This window comes from Stenotrophomonas sp. SPM, from assembly GCF_003105135.1.
GTDB lineage: Bacteria > Pseudomonadota > Gammaproteobacteria > Xanthomonadales > Xanthomonadaceae > Stenotrophomonas.
Window position 1 is genome coordinate 1 of record NZ_QETL01000020.1, and the last position, 16,394, is coordinate 16,394.

The window sequence follows — 16,394 nt, forward strand, 5'->3', positions numbered from 1 at the left end:
CTGTGGCCTCTGCGGGTGCAGGGCTGCAAGCCCTGCCGGTACAAACCCCCGGCCGGGCTGGCAGAATAGGCGTCTCTGCCGTTATCCGAAGCCGCCGATGCGCCTCTCCCAGTTCCACCTGCACACCACCAAGGAAACCCCCAGCGACGCCGAGCTGACCAGCCACCGGTTGATGCTGCGGGCGGGCATGATCCGCAAGCTGGCATCGGGCCTGTACACCTGGTCGCCGCTGGGCCTGCGCGTGCTGCGCAAGGTCGAGCGCATCGTGCGCGAGGAAATGGACCGCGCCGGTGCCGTCGAATTCCAGATTCCGACCATCCAGCCGAAGGAACTGTGGGAGCAGACCGGCCGCTGGGAAAAGTTCGGCCCGCAGCTGCTGAAGATCAAGGACCGCAAGGAACAGACCTTCTGCTACAGCCCCACCGCCGAAGAAGCGGCCTGCGATTTCGCGCGCAGCGAGCTGTCCAGCTACAAGCAGCTGCCGGTCAACTTCTACCAGATCCAGACCAAGTTCCGCGACGAGATCCGCCCGCGTTTCGGCGTGATGCGCGCGCGCGAATTCCTGATGAAGGATGCGTATTCGTTCCATCTGCACGATGACTGCCTGGTGCGCGAATACGAAAACATGAAGGCGGCCTACAGCCGCATCTTCACCCGCCTGGGCCTCGATTTCCGCATGGTGCAGGCCGATTCCGGCGCCATCGGTGGCGATGCCTCGCAGGAATTCCACGTCATCGCCGATTCGGGCGAAGACGCGCTGGTGTTCTCCACCGGCTCGGATTATGCCGCCAACATGGAAGCGGCCGTGGCCGCCGATCCGGCACCGCGCGCGGCTGCCACCGAAGCCATGCGCAAGGTGGAAACGCCCACGCAGAAGACCTGCGAGGACGTCGCTGCCCTGCTCGGCCTCGACCTGACCCGCACCGTGAAGTCGGTGGCGCTGATGACCGAAGCCGGCTTCGTGCTGGCCCTGGTCCGCGGTGACCACGACGTCAACGAGATCAAGCTTGGCAAGGTTGCCGGCCTGGAAGACCAGCGCTTCGCCAGCGAGGCGGAAATCGCCGAGTACCTGGGCAGCGTGCCGGGCTTCCTCGGCCCGGTCGCCCCGGCCAAAGCCATCCGCGTGATCGCCGACCGTGAAGTGGCGGCCATGGCTGACTTCGTCGTCGGCGCCAACGAGGCCGGTTTCCACCTGGCCGGCGTCAACTGGGGCCGCGACCTGGCCGAGCCGGAAGTGGCCGACATCCGCAACGTGCAGGCTGGTGACCGCGCCGTCGATGGCGGCGAGCTGAAGATCGCCCGCGGCATCGAGGTCGGCCACGTCTTCCAGCTGGGCCGCAAGTACGCCGCCGCGCTCGACGCCACCGTGCTGGACGAGAACGGCAAGGCCGCCGTGATGGCGATGGGCTGCTACGGCATCGGCATCTCCCGCGTGGTCGCTGCGGCGATCGAACAGAACCACGATGACGCCGGCATCATCTGGCCCGAGGCGATGGCGCCGTGGCAGGTGGTGGTGTGCGTGATCAACCCGAAGGGCGACGCCGGCGTGGCTGATGCTGCCGCTGGCCTGCTGCAGGAGCTGCGCGATTCGGGCCTGGATGCGGCACTGGATGACCGTGGCCTGCGCCCGGGCGCCATGTTCGCCGACATGGAACTGATCGGCGTCCCGCACCGGGTCGTGGTCAGCGAACGCGGCCTGGCCGCCGGCACCTTCGAATACCGTTCGCGCCGTGCCAGCGAGGCGGAAAGCCTGGACAAGACCACCCTGCTGCAGCGACTGCAGGGCTGACCAGAGAGACCGGGGCCTGCCCCGGTCTTTTTTTGCCTGTTTTGTGCGCACCAGCAGCTGCGCCGGACATAATCCGGTCAAAATAGACGCATTGGGGCCATCCGGCCGCCATGTCGCGACTGCCGATGTTTGTGCTGGGATTAATTCGTCATTATTCTGTCCCGCGACGCCACGGACCGGCTCGTCCCTGTCCCTAATTCAGTTTCCGGAGTAATCGTTAATGAGCATCGACCTGAGCGGCCTGTCGGCACGCGAGCTGGGGGCCCTGATCCGTACCGCCAAGAAGCAGCAGACCATCGTGGCCAAGCGTCGCCCGATCACCAAGGTGCGTGCCCAGCTGAGCAAGCTGGCCAAGGCCGAGGGTTACACCATCGAGGAACTGTTCGGTGATGCCCCGGCCGCCCCGCGCGCCCGCAAGGCGACGAAGGCCACCAAGGCACCGGCGAAGACCGCCGGCCGCAAGCTGGGCAAGGTTGCCCCGAAGTACCGTAATCCGGCCAACCCGAAGGAAACCTGGACCGGCCGTGGCAAGCAGCCGCGCTGGATGGCCGAACTGACCGCCAAGGGCGGCAAGAAGCCGGAAGATTTCCTGATCAAGAAGGCGTAAGGCCGAATATCAGGTTGGAATGAAAGACGCCGGCGAAAGCCGGCGTTTTTTTGCACCGTCACAGGGTTTTGCGGGCCGGCATCAGCAGGTTGCCGAACAGCAGGCCGGCCACCAGCGCCATCACCACGTTGAGCACGGTGAGGAACACGCTCTGCCCGGCGCCCACGTCCTGCTGCTGCACCAGGGTCAGCACGCCGCGCAGGCTGGTGCTGCCCGGCACCATCATGATGATGCCCGGCAGACGGATGATCGCGCCCGGGCGCCCGACCAGGCGGCCGAACAGATTACCGCCGGCGGTCAGCAGCATCGCGGACAGGAAAATACCGGCCGGTGCGCCCCAGGCGTGGCCACCGAATTTGGAAATGGCATAACCGGCCACCGAAGCCGCCATCACCCACGGATAATCGCGACGGTTGGCCTTGAACAGCATCGCAAAGGCGAATGCCGCGGTCAGCAACGAGCCCCATTCCACCCATGGTCCCTGCGGCCGCGCGGCACGGATCACCGGCTCCAGGCCCAGCACATCGGCCAGGGTCACCGCGATCATCGCGCCGACGCTGAGTTTCATGATGGTGGTCAGCGCACCGGCGAAACGCGCGGTACCCGATACCCAGTGCTGGCTGGCCAGTTCATTGACCGCATTGGTCAGCGACATGCCGGGCAGCAGCACCACCAGCGAAGCGATGATGACGGTATTGAGATTGAGCGCACCGATGAAGGCGGCCACCAGCGTGGCGACCATGCCGGCCAGCAGCGCGGCCAGCGCTTCGCCCGCTTCGCGGGTGGCCGGTCGACGATCGGTGATCATGCCCAGCAGGCCGATCATCAGGCCGATGACGCCGGCGGTGGCGATGTCCAGCCACGGCAGCTTCCACATGCCGGCCACGCCGGCCGCGCCCAGGCTGAAGGACAGGATGGTGCGCAGCTTGCCGCGGCGGCCGGGATCCTTGTCCAGCTGCCGCAGCGCGGTATGGCCCTGTGCGAGGCTCATGCGCCCATTGGCCACTTCTTCGGCGATGCGGTCGGCCACGCTCAGCTTGTGCAGGTCGTTCTCGCCCGGCGCCAGGCGGATCACCCGGGTGATGTCGCTGGAACCGATGGCGCGTGCCGGGTCGCTGAAGCTGAGGATGATGCCGGTGGGGTTGGACCACGGCTCGCAGTCCAGGTCCAGCTGCAGTGCCAGCGCGACCACGGCCGCCTCCAGCCGCTGGGCCGTGGTGCCATAGCTGTGCAGGCGTCCGGCGATCTCGGAAACGAAGGCCACGCGCTGTGCATAGGTGGCCTGGGGCGTGGGAATGGCGTGAGCATCGGCGGACATGCGCCGTAGTATCACCCACGCAGAGCCCGGCCGGATAAATTCATCCCGGTTCGACGCGACGCGCAGGGCGAAACGGTTATGCTGCGAGCCGAATGGCCCCCATGACCCCGAACCACGCCCCCCGGCTTGAACAGGACGCCCACGATCCCGGGCTGATCCGCCTGTCCGGGCATTGGACCCTGAAGACCGCGCTGGACGCGGCCGAGGTGCTGCGTGACATTCCCGACACGTTGACCGGCATCGATGCCACCGGCATCGAACAGCTGGACTCGGCCGGCGTACTGCAGCTGCTGCGCGTGGCCCATCGTGCCGATCTCGGCGAGCACGCCCTGCAGTTCCGCGCTGACCACCAGGCGCTGGTGTGCACCATCGAGGAAGTGGCCGACGACCGCCCCAAGCCCAAGCGCGATTTCGGCGTACTGGCCGCGCTTGAACGCCTCGGCGTCAGCGTCCATGCCACTGCCCACAACATCAAGGCGCTGTGCAGCTTCCTCGGCGAGAACCTGGTGAAGGCCGCGCGGCTGGTGAAGGAACCACGGCGCTTCCGCCTGACCGCCACCGTGCACCAGATGGAGCAGGTGGGCCTGGATGCGGTGCCGCTGGTGGCGCTGCTGTCCTATCTGGTTGGTGCGGTCATCGCCTTCCTCGGCTCGACCATCCTGCGCGACTTCGGCGCGGAGATCTACGTGGTCGAACTGGTCAACATCGCCTTCCTGCGCGAGTTCGCCGTACTGCTCACCGCCATCGTGCTGGCTGGCCGCACCGCCAGTGCGTTCACCGCGCAGATCGGTGCGATGAAGGCGCGCGAGGAAATCGATGCGATGCGCACGCTGGGCCTGGACCCGGTCGACCTGCTGGTGCTGCCGCGCCTGCTCGCCCTGCTGGTGACCCTGCCGTTGCTGACCTTCATCGCGATGATCGCCGGCCTGGCTGGCGGCATCACCGTCGGCGCGTTCGATCTGGATATTCCACCGCAGATGTATATCGCGCGCATGCACGAAACCATGGAAGTGCGGCACCTGCTGGTTGGCCTGTCGAAGGCGCCGGTTTTTGCCTTGGTGATCGGCCTGATAGGTTGCCTCGAAGGACTGAAGGTGGAAGGCACGGCGCAGTCGGTGGGCGAACGCACCACCTCCAGCGTGGTGCAGACCATCTCGCTGGTCATCATCATCGACGCCTTCGCGGCGTTGTGGTTCATGCACATGGACTGGTGACATGAACGCACACGACACCCCCACCGACACCGCCATGCAGGACGACCAGGGCCACGACCTGGCCATCCGCGTGCGCGGGCTGGTCAACCGCTTCGGCAGCCAGACCGTGCACGAAGGCCTGGACCTGGACGTGCGCCGCGGCGAGATCCTCGGCGTGGTCGGCGGTTCGGGCACCGGCAAATCGGTGCTGATGCGCTCGATCCTCGGCCTGCGCGTGCCAGACGAGGGGCAGATCGAGGTGCTCGGCCGCGACGCGCGCGCCGACGATGCCGAAAGCCGCCTTCACATCGAGCGCAACACCGGCGTGCTGTTCCAGGATGGCGCCCTGTTCTCCTCGCTGACCGTGGGCGAGAACGTGCAGGTGCCGCTGAAGGAACACCACCGCGAGCTGCCCGAGCGCTGGCACTACGAACTGGCCCTGCTGAAGGTGAAGCTGGCCGGCCTGCCCGCCGATGCAATCAACAAACTGCCTTCGCAGCTGTCCGGCGGCATGCGCAAGCGCGCCGGCCTGGCGCGGGCGCTGGCGCTGGACCCGCCACTGCTGTTCCTGGACGAACCCACCGCCGGCCTGGACCCGATCGGCGCGGCCGCCTTCGACCGCCTGATCAAGACCCTGCAGGAAGCGCTGGGCCTGACCGTGTTCCTGATCACCCACGACCTGGACACGCTGTATGCGATCTGCGACCGGGTGGCGGTGATCGCTGACCGCAGGGTGGTGGCCAACGCGCCGCTGTCCGAACTTGAGCAACTGGACCATCCGTGGATCCAGGAATATTTCCACGGACCCCGCGCGCGTGCCGCACGCGGCGAACAGATCAAGAGTGCCTGAGCCATGGAAACCAAAGCCAACTACGTGCTGATCGGTGCGTTCACCCTGATCACCGGCCTGGCCCTGCTGGCCTTCGGCCTGTGGGCAGCCAAGTATTCTTCCGACCGCACCTGGCAGGAGTATCGCGTGGTGTTCCGCGAGGCGGTGACCGGCCTGTCGGTGGGCAGCCCGGTGCAGTACAACGGCATCGCGGTGGGCTCGATCACCGAACTGAACCTGGTGCCGGACGACCCGCGCCAGGTCGTGGCGCGCATCCGCCTGAACTCCAACACCCCGGTCAAGACCGATACCCGCGCCAAGCTGGCGATCACCAGCCTGACCGGCCCGTCGATCATCCAGCTCAGCGGTGGTACGCCGCAGGCGCCGACGCTGACCACGGTCAACAAGGATCCGGCGCCGATCATCCCGACCACGCCGTCGGCGCTGCAGAACATCACCGACGTGGCCAACCGCATCGTCGAACGCATGGACCAGGTCCTCAGTGATCGCAACGTGGCCTCGATCAACGCCACCCTGGCCAACCTGGAGACGATCAGCGGCGGCCTGGCCGACCGTGACCAGGGCACCCAGGCGCTGCTGCTCAGCGCACGCGATGCCGCACGCAGCCTGGATACCACGCTGAAGACCACCAACGGCACCATCGAGCGCCTGGACAAGAACCTGGTGCAGCAGTTGCCGGGCATCATCGACAAGCTCGACGCCACCCTCGGCAAGCTTGATTCGGCGGCCGGCAATGCCGATTCGATCCTCGGCGAGAACCGTGCGGCCATCAACAGCTTCGCCAACGATGGCCTGGGCCAGCTGGGCCCGACGCTGAACGAACTGCGTGGCCTGATCCGCGACCTGCGCCGGGTCAGCGACCGCCTCGAGAACAACCCCGCGCGCTACCTGCTGGGCCGCGACGCACCGAAGGAGTTCGAACCCAAATGAGCCCGATGACCCTTCCGCGCCTGCTGCTGGCCGCCTCGGCCGTCGCCCTGCTGGGTGGCTGCTCGATCCTCGGCAGCGGCGACAAGATCCCGGTCACCCTGTATTCGCCCGCCGTGCAGGTGAAGGTCGACCCGGCCTGGCCGCAGGCCGACTGGCAGCTGGTGGTGTCCAAGCCCAGCGCCGCGCGCATGGTCGACAGCCCGCGCATCAACGTGCGGCCGACGCCGTCCGAGCTGGAGATCTACAAGGGTGCCAGCTGGGCACAGCCTGCCACCGACATCATCGAAGACACCCTGCTGCGCGGCTTCGAGGATTCCGGCCGCCTGCGCGGCGTGGCCCGCACCGCCGCCGGCATCCGCGCCGATTACAAGCTGGCCACTGATATCCGCCGCTTCGAATCGGACTACCAGGGCCAGGCTACGCCGACCGTGGTGATCGAAGTGAACGCCAAGCTGATCCACACCACCGACCAGCGCGTGGTGGCCGACCGCACGTTCCGCCAGGCGCAGCCGGTAGGCAGCACCGACGTAGCGGCCGTGGCCGCCGCCTTCGAGCGTGGCCTGCAGCAGCTGGCGCAGGACGTGGTGGGCTGGACGCTGGTGAACGGGCAGAACGACACGGCCGCGCAGAAGCGCTGAACCGTATCCGCTGCGCTCGCCCTGCACCCGCGCCATCTTAGGCAGCGCGTGCTGGTAGAAGCGCTGGGTGCTGCCGCCCATCAGCAGCAGGTCGCCGTGACCGAGCAGGAATTCGGCCTTGCGCGCGGGATCGTCGCGCCGCCGCAGCAGGAACCGGCGCGCCGAGCCCAGGCTGAGCGAGGCGATGAGCGGCGACGCCCCCAGCTCCGGCTCGTCATCGCTGTGCCAGCCCATGTAATCGCCGCCGTTGCGGTAGCGGTTGACCAGCACGCTGTTGAACGCGCCGATGCCCTGCGCCTGCAGGCGCTCGCGCAAGGCCTGCAGCCGCGGCGGCCAGGGGTGCGGCACGAATTCAGCGCCGGAATAGCGATAGCGCGCCTGCGGATCACCGATCCAGCAGCTCAGCCGCGGCGAATCCACCCAGTTGCCGAACATGCGGATGCGGTGCACCTCCCACGGCAGTTCCGCCTGCAGCGCCGGCAGCAGCGCATCGGCAGCGTCGGCGGGCAGCCAGCCCGGCAGGTGCTGGACGTCGGCATCGGGCAGGTCGGGGGGAAACAGCATCTCGCCACGCTAGCACGGCAGCCGCCGCGATCCGGTTTGCCGTGATGGCCGCCAGCGTCGAAAATGCGTCCATGACCCTTTCCACGACCTCCATGCCCGCCCTCGCCCGCCCTTCCCGGCGCGTGCCGCAATGAGCGGCAGCCTGCGCCAGGCCCTGTTCCCGCTGCTGCGTGCGGCCTTCCGGCTGCTGCCCCTGTCCGAGGGGCAGCGCGACCGGCTGCGGACCCGCCTGCTGGCCCGCCATGGTGACTGGGTGCCGCCGCCGCCCAAGGGTCAGCAGGACACCGACGGCCCCCGTTCGGGCGCGCAGCTGCGCTGGCGTGCCGACGAGGCCGCGATCGGCCACCGCAGCTATCGGCAGGACGCCCTGCCTACCCCGCTGCCGGCCACCCTTGTCGCTTTCTACCTGCCGCAGTTCCACACCTTCGCCGAGAACGACGCGTGGTGGGGCAAGGGCTTCACCGAGTGGCGCAACGTCACCCGCGCGTTGCCGCAGTTTGAAGGCCACATCCAACCGCGCCTGCCTGCCGATCTCGGCTTCTACGACCTGCGCAACCCGCAGGTGATGCGCGACCAGGCGAAGCTCGCCGCCGAACATGGCATCGGCGCGTTCTGCTTCTACTACTACTGGTTCAGTGGCCGCACCCTGATGGAGGACCCGCTGCAGCAGTGGCTGGCCGATGACAGCATCGATCTGCCGTTCTGCTTGTGCTGGGCCAACGAGAACTGGGCGCGGCGCTGGGATGGCCGCGACGAGGACATCCTGATCGGCCAGCAGCACAGCGCCGAGGATGACCTGGCCTTCATCGCCCACGTAGCACCGTACCTGCGTGACCGGCGCGCACTGAAGGTCGATGGCAGGCCGATACTGCTGGTCTACCGCCCGCACCTGATGCCCGATGCACGGGCGACCGCGGAGCGCTGGCGAAGTTGGTGCCGCGACCACGGTGTCGGCGAGATCCACCTGGCCTATGTGCAGGGCTTCGAGCGGCCCGATCCGCGCGACATCGGCTTCGATGCCGCCGTCGAATTCCCGCCTAACATGAGCAACCCTGCCTCGCTGTCCGCGCAGCAGTGGCTGCTCAATCCTGAGTTCAACGGCGACGTGCGTGACTGGCGCGAACTGGCTGCCGAGATCGGCGCGCGGCCGCTGCCGGACTACCCGCTCTACCCCGGCGTGAATCCCGGCTGGGACAACGAGGCACGGCGCTCCGGCCGTGGCCGGGTGTACCTGCACGCCTCACCGCGCGGTTATCGCGACTGGCTGCGCCGGACGGTGCACGAGCGCCTGGCGGCGGCGCCGCAGGACCAGCGGCTGGTCTTCATCAATGCATGGAACGAGTGGGCCGAAGGCGCCGTGCTGGAACCGGATGCACGACTGGGCCATGCGTGGCTGCAGGCCACGCGCGAAGCGCTGTCGCCGGCACCACCGGCCGTTCCCGTGCGCCGCCCCTGCGTCGTCATCCATGCCTGGTACCCGGACGTGTTCGCGGAGCTGCTGGAGACCGTACGGGCAACCGGTATCGACTGGCGAATCGTCGTTACCACCACCACGGCGCGCGAGGAGGAGATGGGTCAGATCCTCGCCGCCAGCGACCTGGCCGGCGAGATCCACGCGTTTGCCAACCATGGCCGCGACATCCTGCCCTTCCTGCATATGGCCGAGAGGCTGCTGGAGGAAGGCGAAGACATCGTGCTGAAGCTGCACACCAAGCGCTCCACCCACCGCAATGATGGCGAGCAATGGCGCAATGAACTGATCGACCGCCTGGTGGCGCCCGAGCGCGCCGCCCGCATCGTCCAGGCCTTCCGCGAACAGCCGGGCCTGGGCCTGGTGCCTCCCGAGGGCCACGTGCAGCGCCTGGACTACTTCTGGGGTGCCAACGAGCGCAATGTACAGGGGCTCCTGAGCCGCTTCGGTGTACCGCAGGCGGACACCGGCACCGATACCTTCATCGCCGGCAGCATGTTCTGGGTCCGCTTGGGTGCGCTGCGGCCGATGCTGGACACCCACCTGCAACCGTCGCTGTTCGATACCGAAGCTGGGCAGGTGGATGGCACGCTGGCGCATGCCATCGAGCGCACGTTCACGCTGGTCGCGCGCCATGCCGGTTTCCACCAGCAGGATGCTGCCGCCCTGCTCGGGCTTCCACCGCCGCAGGACACCCCTTACGCCTACGCCCGGCGCGGCTGAGTGCAGGAGGCCAGCCGGCCTCCTGCGGTCCACCTCTATCAGGCCTGCCGGAACGGCACGCCGGTCTTTTCCTTCAGTTCGTCATCGGCCACGCCCGGCGCCGCATCCACCAGCACCAGACCGTCGTCGGTCACGTCGAACACCGCCAGGTCGGTGATGATGCGGTCGACCACGCCGACGCCGGTCAGCGGCAGCGAGCATTCGGCCAGGATCTTGTGCTCGCCGTTCTTCGCGGTGTGCTCCATGAGCACCACCACGCGCTGCACGCCGGCCACCAGGTCCATCGCGCCGCCCATGCCCTTGACCATCTTGCCGGGCACCATCCAGTTGGCCAGGTCGCCCTTGTCGGTCACCTGCATGGCGCCGAGGATGGCCAGGTTGACGTGGCCGCCGCGGATCATCGCGAAGCTGTCATGGCTGCCGAAATAGCTGGCACCGGCACGCGCGGTGACGGTCTGCTTGCCGGCATTGATCAGGTCGGCGTCCACTTCGGCATCGGCCGGGAACGGGCCGATGCCGAGCAGGCCGTTCTCCGACTGCAGCCACACGTCCACGCCTTCGGGGATGTGGTTGGCGACCAGGGTCGGCAGGCCGATGCCGAGGTTCACGTAGGCGCCATCGGTCAGTTCGCGGGCGGCACGTGCCGCCATCTCGTCACGGGTCCACGCCATGTCAGTTGCCCTCCGCGCGGATGGTGCGCTGTTCGATGCGTTTTTCAGGATGCGCGTTGTGCACGATGCGATGCACGTAGATGCCCGGCACGTGAACCTGGTCCGGGTCGATGGCACCCACCGGCACCACCTCTTCCACTTCCACGATGCAGACCTTGCCGGCCATCGCGCAGGCCGGGTTGAAGTTGCGCGCGGTCTTGCGGAACACCAGGTTGCCCGCCTCGTCGGCCTTCCAGGCCTTGACCAGGGCGATGTCGGCGCGCAGCGCGGTTTCCATCACGTAGTGCTTGCCGTCGAACTCGCGGGTTTCCTTGCCTTCGGCCACCACGGTGCCGTATCCGGTGGCGGTGAAGAACGCCGGGATGCCCGCGCCGCCGGCGCGCAGGCGCTCGGCCAGCGTGCCCTGCGGGTTGAACTCCAGCTCCAGCTCACCGGCCAGGAACTGCCGTTCGAATTCCTTGTTCTCGCCCACGTAGGACGAAATCATCTTCTTGATCTGCCGCGTTTCCAGCAGCTGGCCGAGGCCGAAGCCATCGACGCCGGCATTGTTGGAGATCACGGTCAGGCCCTTGGCACCGCTGTCGCGCAGCGCGGCGATCAGCGCCTCGGGAATGCCGCACAGGCCGAAGCCGCCCACGGCCAGGGTCTGGCCATCGGCGATGACGCCCTGCAGGGCCTCCGCCGCCGAGGCGAAGCGCTTGCTGCGCTTGCCGCTGGAAGTTGCGTGTTCCATTTCTACAGCCCTACGGGGGAAGAATCAGCGCATTCTAGCCGGGGCCCGCCCTATGGCTGGGATGCGCCGCAGCATTTATGGGCCTGCTGCCGGGCTCCCGCTAGAATGGCGAATCGACGGGAGCTTGCCGCCGGCACTGGAAACGATGTCTCTGCACTACACCGATGAGGATCTGGCCCGCTGGTTCGATGACGCCACGCTGACCCGCGGCGAGCGGTGCATGGGCGGAGTAAGCCAGCTGGAACGCCACGGCGATGTGCTCATCGCCGAGGTGCAGGGCACCGCCGCGCGGCCTTACCGCGTAAAGATCGACTTGGCGGCAAGCATGCGCACGCCCCGCAGCCGCCTGCAGGGAGACTGCTCCTGCCCGGTCGGCCAGAACTGCAAACACATGGCCGCCACGCTGATGGTCTACCTGCTGGATGGGGCCATCGAAGATGATGAATGGTTCCCGGTAGGTGTCGGGACCGACGGCGGACTGGAGCAGCCCGTGCGCCCGCAGCTGCTTGCGGAACTGTCGCGCTGGCAGGCCATGCGCAGCCAGCCGGCCAAGCCGGTCCGCAATGGCGTGGTCTTTGAGCTGTCCACGGTCAATCATCGCCCGTCGGTGCTGATGCGCAAGGTGAAGTACCGTGGCGACGGCGGCATCGAGTTCGGCAAGTGGACCGAAATCACCGCCGAGATGCTGCTCACCCCGCCCAATTACCTGACTCCGGCGGACATATCGGTCATCGCCCAGCTCTGGGCTGAGCGCCGTGCCACTACGCCTGAGCCGCGCATCGACATCGGCGCCACGCTGGCACTGATCGTTGCCAGCGGCCACGGCTGGGTCTTCTGCGGGCGGGATCGCGTGCCCGCACGCGCCGGCGCGCCGCGCCAGGGCATGCTGCACTGGGAGGTGGACGAGGTGGATGGCGAGCTTCTGTCGTTTCCTTCCTTGCACCTGGACGGCGATGCCGAGGGCCTGGTACTGGGCAATGCCGCCGGCTACCTCGACCCCGTTACCGGCGAGGTGGGGCCGCTGCTGCTCGATGTGAGCATCCAGGATGCGGATTTCTTTCTCTCCCTGCCGCCCCTGCTGCCCACCGAAGCGCCGGTGGTGGCGCAGGTGCTGAAGCAGATGGACCCGGCACTGCCGCGCCCCGGTTCGGTTGATGCGATGCGTACGCTGCAGATCAGCGCGATGACGCCCGTACTGCGCCTGCACAGTTTCGAGTACCGCCCGGCATGGATGAGCCGTCGCGGGCCCTCGCGGTGGGCGGACTTTGCGACCGTTGCCTTCGAATACGACGAACACGTGCGCTTCCTGGATGACCCCAACGTGTTCGTTCACGACGCCAACGGCGAGCTGGCCCTGCTGCCGCGCGACCCTGCCGAAGAGGCGCGCCGCGAGCGCGAACTGCGCGGCTTCCACCTGCACCGCGATACGGCGCCCCGCGCCTCGCTGGAGGGCGCAGGACCGCAGTTCGTCCTGCGCAGCCAGGACTGGACCCGGCTCATGCTGCAGGACGTGCCGCAGCTGGAAGCGCTCGGCTGGAAAGTGGAGGTGGATGACGATTTCCGCCACCGCATCACCCTGATCGACGATATCGATCTGGACATCCAGCCCAGCCAGACGGAAGACGGCTGGTTCGATCTCGGCCTGGACATCCAGGTCGATGGCCGCACCGTGCCGCTGGCTCCGCTGCTGCACACGGTGCTGCAGACCGATCCGCGCTGGCTGCGCGGGCAGATCGATGCCATCGATGACGACGAGCACGTGATGCTGTCGGCCGACGACAACACTCATCTGGCGATTCGCGCCGCGCGCCTGAAGCCGGTCATTGCCTTGCTCGCCGATCTGTTCACCCAGCGCGATGCCCCCTTGCGGGTATCGGCGCGTGACCGTGGCCGCCTGCGCGCCCTGCAGGACGATGCGCGCCTGCAGTTCAAGGGCCACCAGGACACCCGTGCGCTGGTGCAGCGGCTGATCCAGACTCCGGCGCCAACCGAGGTCACTCCCCCGGCCGGGCTGGCCGCCTCCCTGCGTCCTTACCAGCTGCAGGGCCTGGCCTGGCTGCAGTACCTGCGGCAGCAGGACCTCGGCGGCGTGCTGGCCGACGACATGGGCCTGGGCAAGACACTGCAGACCCTGGCCCATATCCTGCTGGAAAAGGAACAGGGCCGGCTGCAGCAGCCGGCGCTGGTGGTGGTGCCCACCTCGCTGCTGCATAACTGGACCAGTGAAGCGGCCCGCTTCGCCCCCGACCTGCGTGTGCTGGCGCTGCATGGCGCCGACCGGGCCGCCCACTTCGATCGCATCGGCGAACACGATCTGGTACTGACCACCTACCCGCTGGTGTGGCGCGATGAAGAGGCCCTGCTGGCCCACGACTATCACCTGCTGATCCTCGACGAGGCACAGCAGGTCAAGAACGCAAAATCGAAGGCGGCCATCGCCATGCGCACGCTGCACGCGCGCCATCGCCTATGCCTGACCGGTACGCCGCTGGAAAACCACCTGGGCGAGCTGTGGGCGCAGTTCGATTTCCTGCTGCCCGGCCTGCTGGGCAACGAGAAGCAGTTCAACCAGCATTGGCGCCATCCCATCGAGCGCGGCCACGACCCGCAGCGCGCGCACCTGCTCGCCCAGCGCCTGCGCCCGTTCATGCTGCGCCGGCGCAAGGACGAGGTCGCTGCCGAGCTGCCACCGAAGACCGAGATCACCCGCACGGTGGCGCTGGAAGGCGCACAGCGCGATCTGTACGAAACCGTGCGCGCATCAATGGAAGCCAAGGTTCGTGAAGCCGTGGCCGCGCAGGGCCTGGGACGCAGTCATATCCTGGTGCTGGACGCCCTGCTGAAGCTGCGCCAGGTCTGCTGCGACCCGCGGCTGCTGCCCGGTGAGACCGGCAAGCGCAGTGCGCCGTCGGCCAAGCTGGACCTGCTGCGCGAGATGCTGCCGGAGATGGTGGAAGAAGGCCGGCGCATCCTGCTGTTCTCGCAGTTCACCAGCATGCTGGCGCTGATCGCACAGGCACTGGATGAGATGGGCCTGGCTCATGTGCAGCTGACCGGCGATACCCAGGACCGGGCCACGCCGGTGCAGCGCTTCATGGCGGGTGAGGTGCCGATTTTCCTCATCAGCCTGAAGGCCGGTGGTGTCGGCCTGAACCTGACCGCTGCCGATACGGTCATCCACTTTGACCCTTGGTGGAACCCGGCTGCCGAACGGCAGGCGACCGATCGCGCCCACCGTATCGGCCAGGAGCAACCGGTGTTCGTCTACCGGCTGATCGCCGCCGGCAGCATCGAAGAACGCATTGCCGAGCTGCAGCAGCGCAAGGCGGCGCTGGCCGATTCCATTCTCGAAGGTGGTAACGCCAGCGGTCCGCGCTTCAACGATGAGGATCTGGAAGCACTGCTGGCGCCACTGCCGGGGGTGGTGCCGAAGGGCAAGCGGGGGCGGCTGGCGCGGGCCTGAAGCGTCGGCCGGTCAGGTCCCATTGCGGCATGAAAACGATTCCCATACAGGGCTGGCGCTACAATCGCGGGCTGTGCCCACAATGGAATTGACCGATGCCCCTGCCCGCCTTCAAGGCCTATGACATCCGCGGCCGCGTGCCGGAAGAACTGAACGAAGACCTCGCCCGTCGCATCGGCGTGGCCCTGGCCGCTCAGCTCGCGCCGGGCCCGGTGGTCCTGGGACATGACGTCCGCCTGACCAGCCCGGCCCTGCAGGACGCGCTCGCCGCCGGCCTGCGTGGTGTCGGCCGCGAAGTGATCGACATCGGCCTGTGTGGCACCGAGGAAGTCTATTTCCAGACCGACCACCTGGGCGCCGCCGGTGGCGTGATGGTGACCGCCAGCCACAACCCGATGGACTACAACGGGATGAAGCTGGTCAAGGAAAACGCACGGCCGATCAGCTCCGACACCGGCCTGTTCGCGATCTCCGACGCCGTGGCCGCCGATACCGGCAGCGCGCAGCCGGCGAGCGCAGCGCAGACCGCGCGCCACGACAAGAGCGCCTACATCGACCACCTGCTCAGCTACGTAGACGCCAGCAAGCTCAAGCCGCTGAAGCTGGTGGTCAACGCCGGTAACGGCGGTGCCGGCGCCATCGTCGACCTGCTCGCGCCGCACCTGCCGCTGGAATTCATCCGCATCTGCCATGAACCCGATGGCAACTTCCCCAATGGCATCCCCAACCCGCTGCTGCCGGAAAACCGCGCCGCCACCGCCGAGGCCGTGCGCGAACACGGTGCCGACTTCGGCATCGCCTGGGACGGCGATTTCGACCGCTGCTTCTTCTTCGACCACACCGGCCGCTTCATCGAGGGCTACTACCTGGTCGGTCTGCTGGCCAAGGCCATCCTCGCCCGCCAGCCGGGCGGCAAGGTCGTGCACGATCCGCGCCTGGTCTGGAACACGGTGGAAATGGTCGAAGCGGCCGGCGGCGTGCCGGTGCTGTGCAAGAGCGGCCACGCCTTCATCAAGGAAAAAATGCGCGCCGAGGACGCGGTGTACGGCGGTGAGATGAGCGCCCACCACTACTTCCGCGAATTCGCCTATGCGGACTCCGGCATGATCCCGTGGCTGCTGATCGCGCAGCTGGTGTCCGAGAGCGGCCGCTCGCTGGCCGACTGGGTGGAAGACCGCATGGCGGCCTTCCCCTGCAGCGGCGAGATCAACTTCAAGGTGGCTGACGCCAAGGCGGCCGTCGCGCGCGTGATGGAGCACTTCGCCGCACAGGCGCCGGCGCTGGACCACACCGACGGCATCAGCGCCGATTTCGGCGACTGGCGCTTCAACCTGCGCAGCTCCAATACTGAACCGCTGTTGCGACTGAATGTGGAAGCCCGCGGTGACGCCGCGCTGTTGCAGGCACGCACCGACGAGCTCTCCCGCCTTATCCAGCAGTAACC

The 16,394-nt window shown here is 67.5% G+C and carries 11 protein-coding genes and 2 pseudogenes; 9 read left to right on the forward strand and 4 right to left on the reverse strand.

All coding sequences use genetic code 11. The features are described from left to right. Positions 1-97 precede the first annotated feature (97 nt). Together DCO49_RS06975 and DCO49_RS06980 are read left to right on the forward strand one after the other, a co-directional pair. Positions 98-1,789, forward strand: a complete 1,692-nt coding sequence (locus tag DCO49_RS06975) for a proline--tRNA ligase (protein ID WP_116863405.1) — start codon at positions 98-100, stop codon at positions 1,787-1,789. A gap of 220 nt (positions 1,790-2,009) precedes the next feature. Further along, positions 2,010-2,390 (forward strand): annotated as a pseudogene (locus tag DCO49_RS06980) (H-NS histone family protein); the annotation flags it as partial. A gap of 64 nt (positions 2,391-2,454) precedes the next feature. Here DCO49_RS06980 and DCO49_RS06985 read toward each other — a convergent pair. Further along, the gene (locus DCO49_RS06985) at positions 2,455-3,714 is read right to left on the reverse strand and encodes a threonine/serine exporter family protein (protein ID WP_116863406.1); all 1,260 of its coding nucleotides are present in this window, start codon (positions 3,712-3,714) and stop codon (positions 2,455-2,457) included. A 92-nt stretch (positions 3,715-3,806) separates the two neighbouring features. Here DCO49_RS06985 and DCO49_RS06990 point away from each other — a divergent pair, with 92 nt between their 5' ends. The 4 genes from DCO49_RS06990 to DCO49_RS07005 are packed head-to-tail and all read left to right on the forward strand — an operon-like array spanning position 3,807 to position 7,325. Beyond that, positions 3,807-4,928 (forward strand): ABC transporter permease, encoded by a 1,122-nt coding sequence (locus tag DCO49_RS06990; protein WP_207776470.1) that lies wholly within the window; start codon positions 3,807-3,809, stop codon positions 4,926-4,928. A gap of 1 nt (position 4,929) precedes the next feature. Continuing rightward, positions 4,930-5,757, forward strand: a complete 828-nt coding sequence (locus DCO49_RS06995) for an ABC transporter ATP-binding protein (protein ID WP_207776471.1) — start codon at positions 4,930-4,932, stop codon at positions 5,755-5,757. Positions 5,758-5,760: 3 nt separating this feature from the next. Next, on the forward strand, positions 5,761-6,687 hold the full coding sequence (locus DCO49_RS07000; protein WP_116863408.1) for an MlaD family protein: 927 nt from the start codon (positions 5,761-5,763) through the stop codon (positions 6,685-6,687). Then, on the forward strand, positions 6,684-7,325 hold the full coding sequence (locus tag DCO49_RS07005) for an ABC-type transport auxiliary lipoprotein family protein (protein WP_116863409.1): 642 nt from the start codon (positions 6,684-6,686) through the stop codon (positions 7,323-7,325). The genes DCO49_RS07000 and DCO49_RS07005 overlap by 4 nt, the downstream gene beginning before the upstream one ends. A gap of 12 nt (positions 7,326-7,337) precedes the next feature. On the opposite strand, the pseudogene DCO49_RS07010 reads toward DCO49_RS07005, so the two are convergent. Next, positions 7,338-7,889: pseudogene (locus tag DCO49_RS07010) on the reverse strand (alpha-ketoglutarate-dependent dioxygenase AlkB); the annotation flags it as partial. A 130-nt stretch (positions 7,890-8,019) separates the two neighbouring features. Between DCO49_RS07010 and DCO49_RS07015 the strand changes: the two are divergent. Then, positions 8,020-10,083: a glycoside hydrolase family 99-like domain-containing protein gene (locus tag DCO49_RS07015; RefSeq protein ID WP_116863410.1), complete on the forward strand. Its 2,064-nt coding sequence runs from the start codon at positions 8,020-8,022 to the stop codon at positions 10,081-10,083. Between the two features lie 38 nt (positions 10,084-10,121). On the opposite strand, the gene DCO49_RS07020 is transcribed toward DCO49_RS07015, so the two are convergent. Further along, the gene (locus tag DCO49_RS07020; RefSeq protein WP_116863411.1) at positions 10,122-10,754 is read right to left on the reverse strand and encodes a CoA transferase subunit B; all 633 of its coding nucleotides are present in this window, start codon (positions 10,752-10,754) and stop codon (positions 10,122-10,124) included. Position 10,755: 1 nt separating this feature from the next. After that, positions 10,756-11,487, reverse strand: coding sequence for a CoA transferase subunit A (locus DCO49_RS07025; protein WP_116863412.1), 732 nt, complete (start codon positions 11,485-11,487; stop codon positions 10,756-10,758). A 145-nt stretch (positions 11,488-11,632) separates the two neighbouring features. Here DCO49_RS07025 and DCO49_RS07030 point away from each other — a divergent pair, with 145 nt between their 5' ends. Together DCO49_RS07030 and DCO49_RS07035 are read left to right on the forward strand one after the other, a co-directional pair. Further along, the gene (locus tag DCO49_RS07030) at positions 11,633-14,950 is read left to right on the forward strand and encodes a DEAD/DEAH box helicase (protein ID WP_116863413.1); all 3,318 of its coding nucleotides are present in this window, start codon (positions 11,633-11,635) and stop codon (positions 14,948-14,950) included. Positions 14,951-15,045: 95 nt separating this feature from the next. Further along, a complete protein-coding gene (locus DCO49_RS07035; RefSeq protein WP_116863414.1) occupies positions 15,046-16,392 on the forward strand; it encodes a phosphomannomutase in 1,347 nt (448 codons plus the stop codon). Positions 16,393-16,394 lie beyond the last annotated feature (2 nt).

What these genes read in the sequence shown, in the direction of transcription:
- DCO49_RS06975 (WP_116863405.1), top strand. Translation starts at nt 98, where the DNA reads ATGCGCCTCTCCCAGTTCCACCTGCACACCACCAAGGAAACCCCCAGC.
- DCO49_RS06985 (WP_116863406.1), bottom strand. Translation starts at nt 3,714, where the DNA reads ATGTCCGCCGATGCTCACGCCATTCCCACGCCCCAGGCCACCTATGCA.
- DCO49_RS06990 (WP_207776470.1), top strand. Translation starts at nt 3,807, where the DNA reads ATGGCCCCCATGACCCCGAACCACGCCCCCCGGCTTGAACAGGACGCC.
- DCO49_RS06995 (WP_207776471.1), top strand. Translation starts at nt 4,930, where the DNA reads ATGAACGCACACGACACCCCCACCGACACCGCCATGCAGGACGACCAG.
- DCO49_RS07000 (WP_116863408.1), top strand. Translation starts at nt 5,761, where the DNA reads ATGGAAACCAAAGCCAACTACGTGCTGATCGGTGCGTTCACCCTGATC.
- DCO49_RS07005 (WP_116863409.1), top strand. Translation starts at nt 6,684, where the DNA reads ATGAGCCCGATGACCCTTCCGCGCCTGCTGCTGGCCGCCTCGGCCGTC.
- DCO49_RS07015 (WP_116863410.1), top strand. Translation starts at nt 8,020, where the DNA reads ATGAGCGGCAGCCTGCGCCAGGCCCTGTTCCCGCTGCTGCGTGCGGCC.
- DCO49_RS07020 (WP_116863411.1), bottom strand. Translation starts at nt 10,754, where the DNA reads ATGGCGTGGACCCGTGACGAGATGGCGGCACGTGCCGCCCGCGAACTG.
- DCO49_RS07025 (WP_116863412.1), bottom strand. Translation starts at nt 11,487, where the DNA reads ATGGAACACGCAACTTCCAGCGGCAAGCGCAGCAAGCGCTTCGCCTCG.
- DCO49_RS07030 (WP_116863413.1), top strand. Translation starts at nt 11,633, where the DNA reads ATGTCTCTGCACTACACCGATGAGGATCTGGCCCGCTGGTTCGATGAC.
- DCO49_RS07035 (WP_116863414.1), top strand. Translation starts at nt 15,046, where the DNA reads ATGCCCCTGCCCGCCTTCAAGGCCTATGACATCCGCGGCCGCGTGCCG.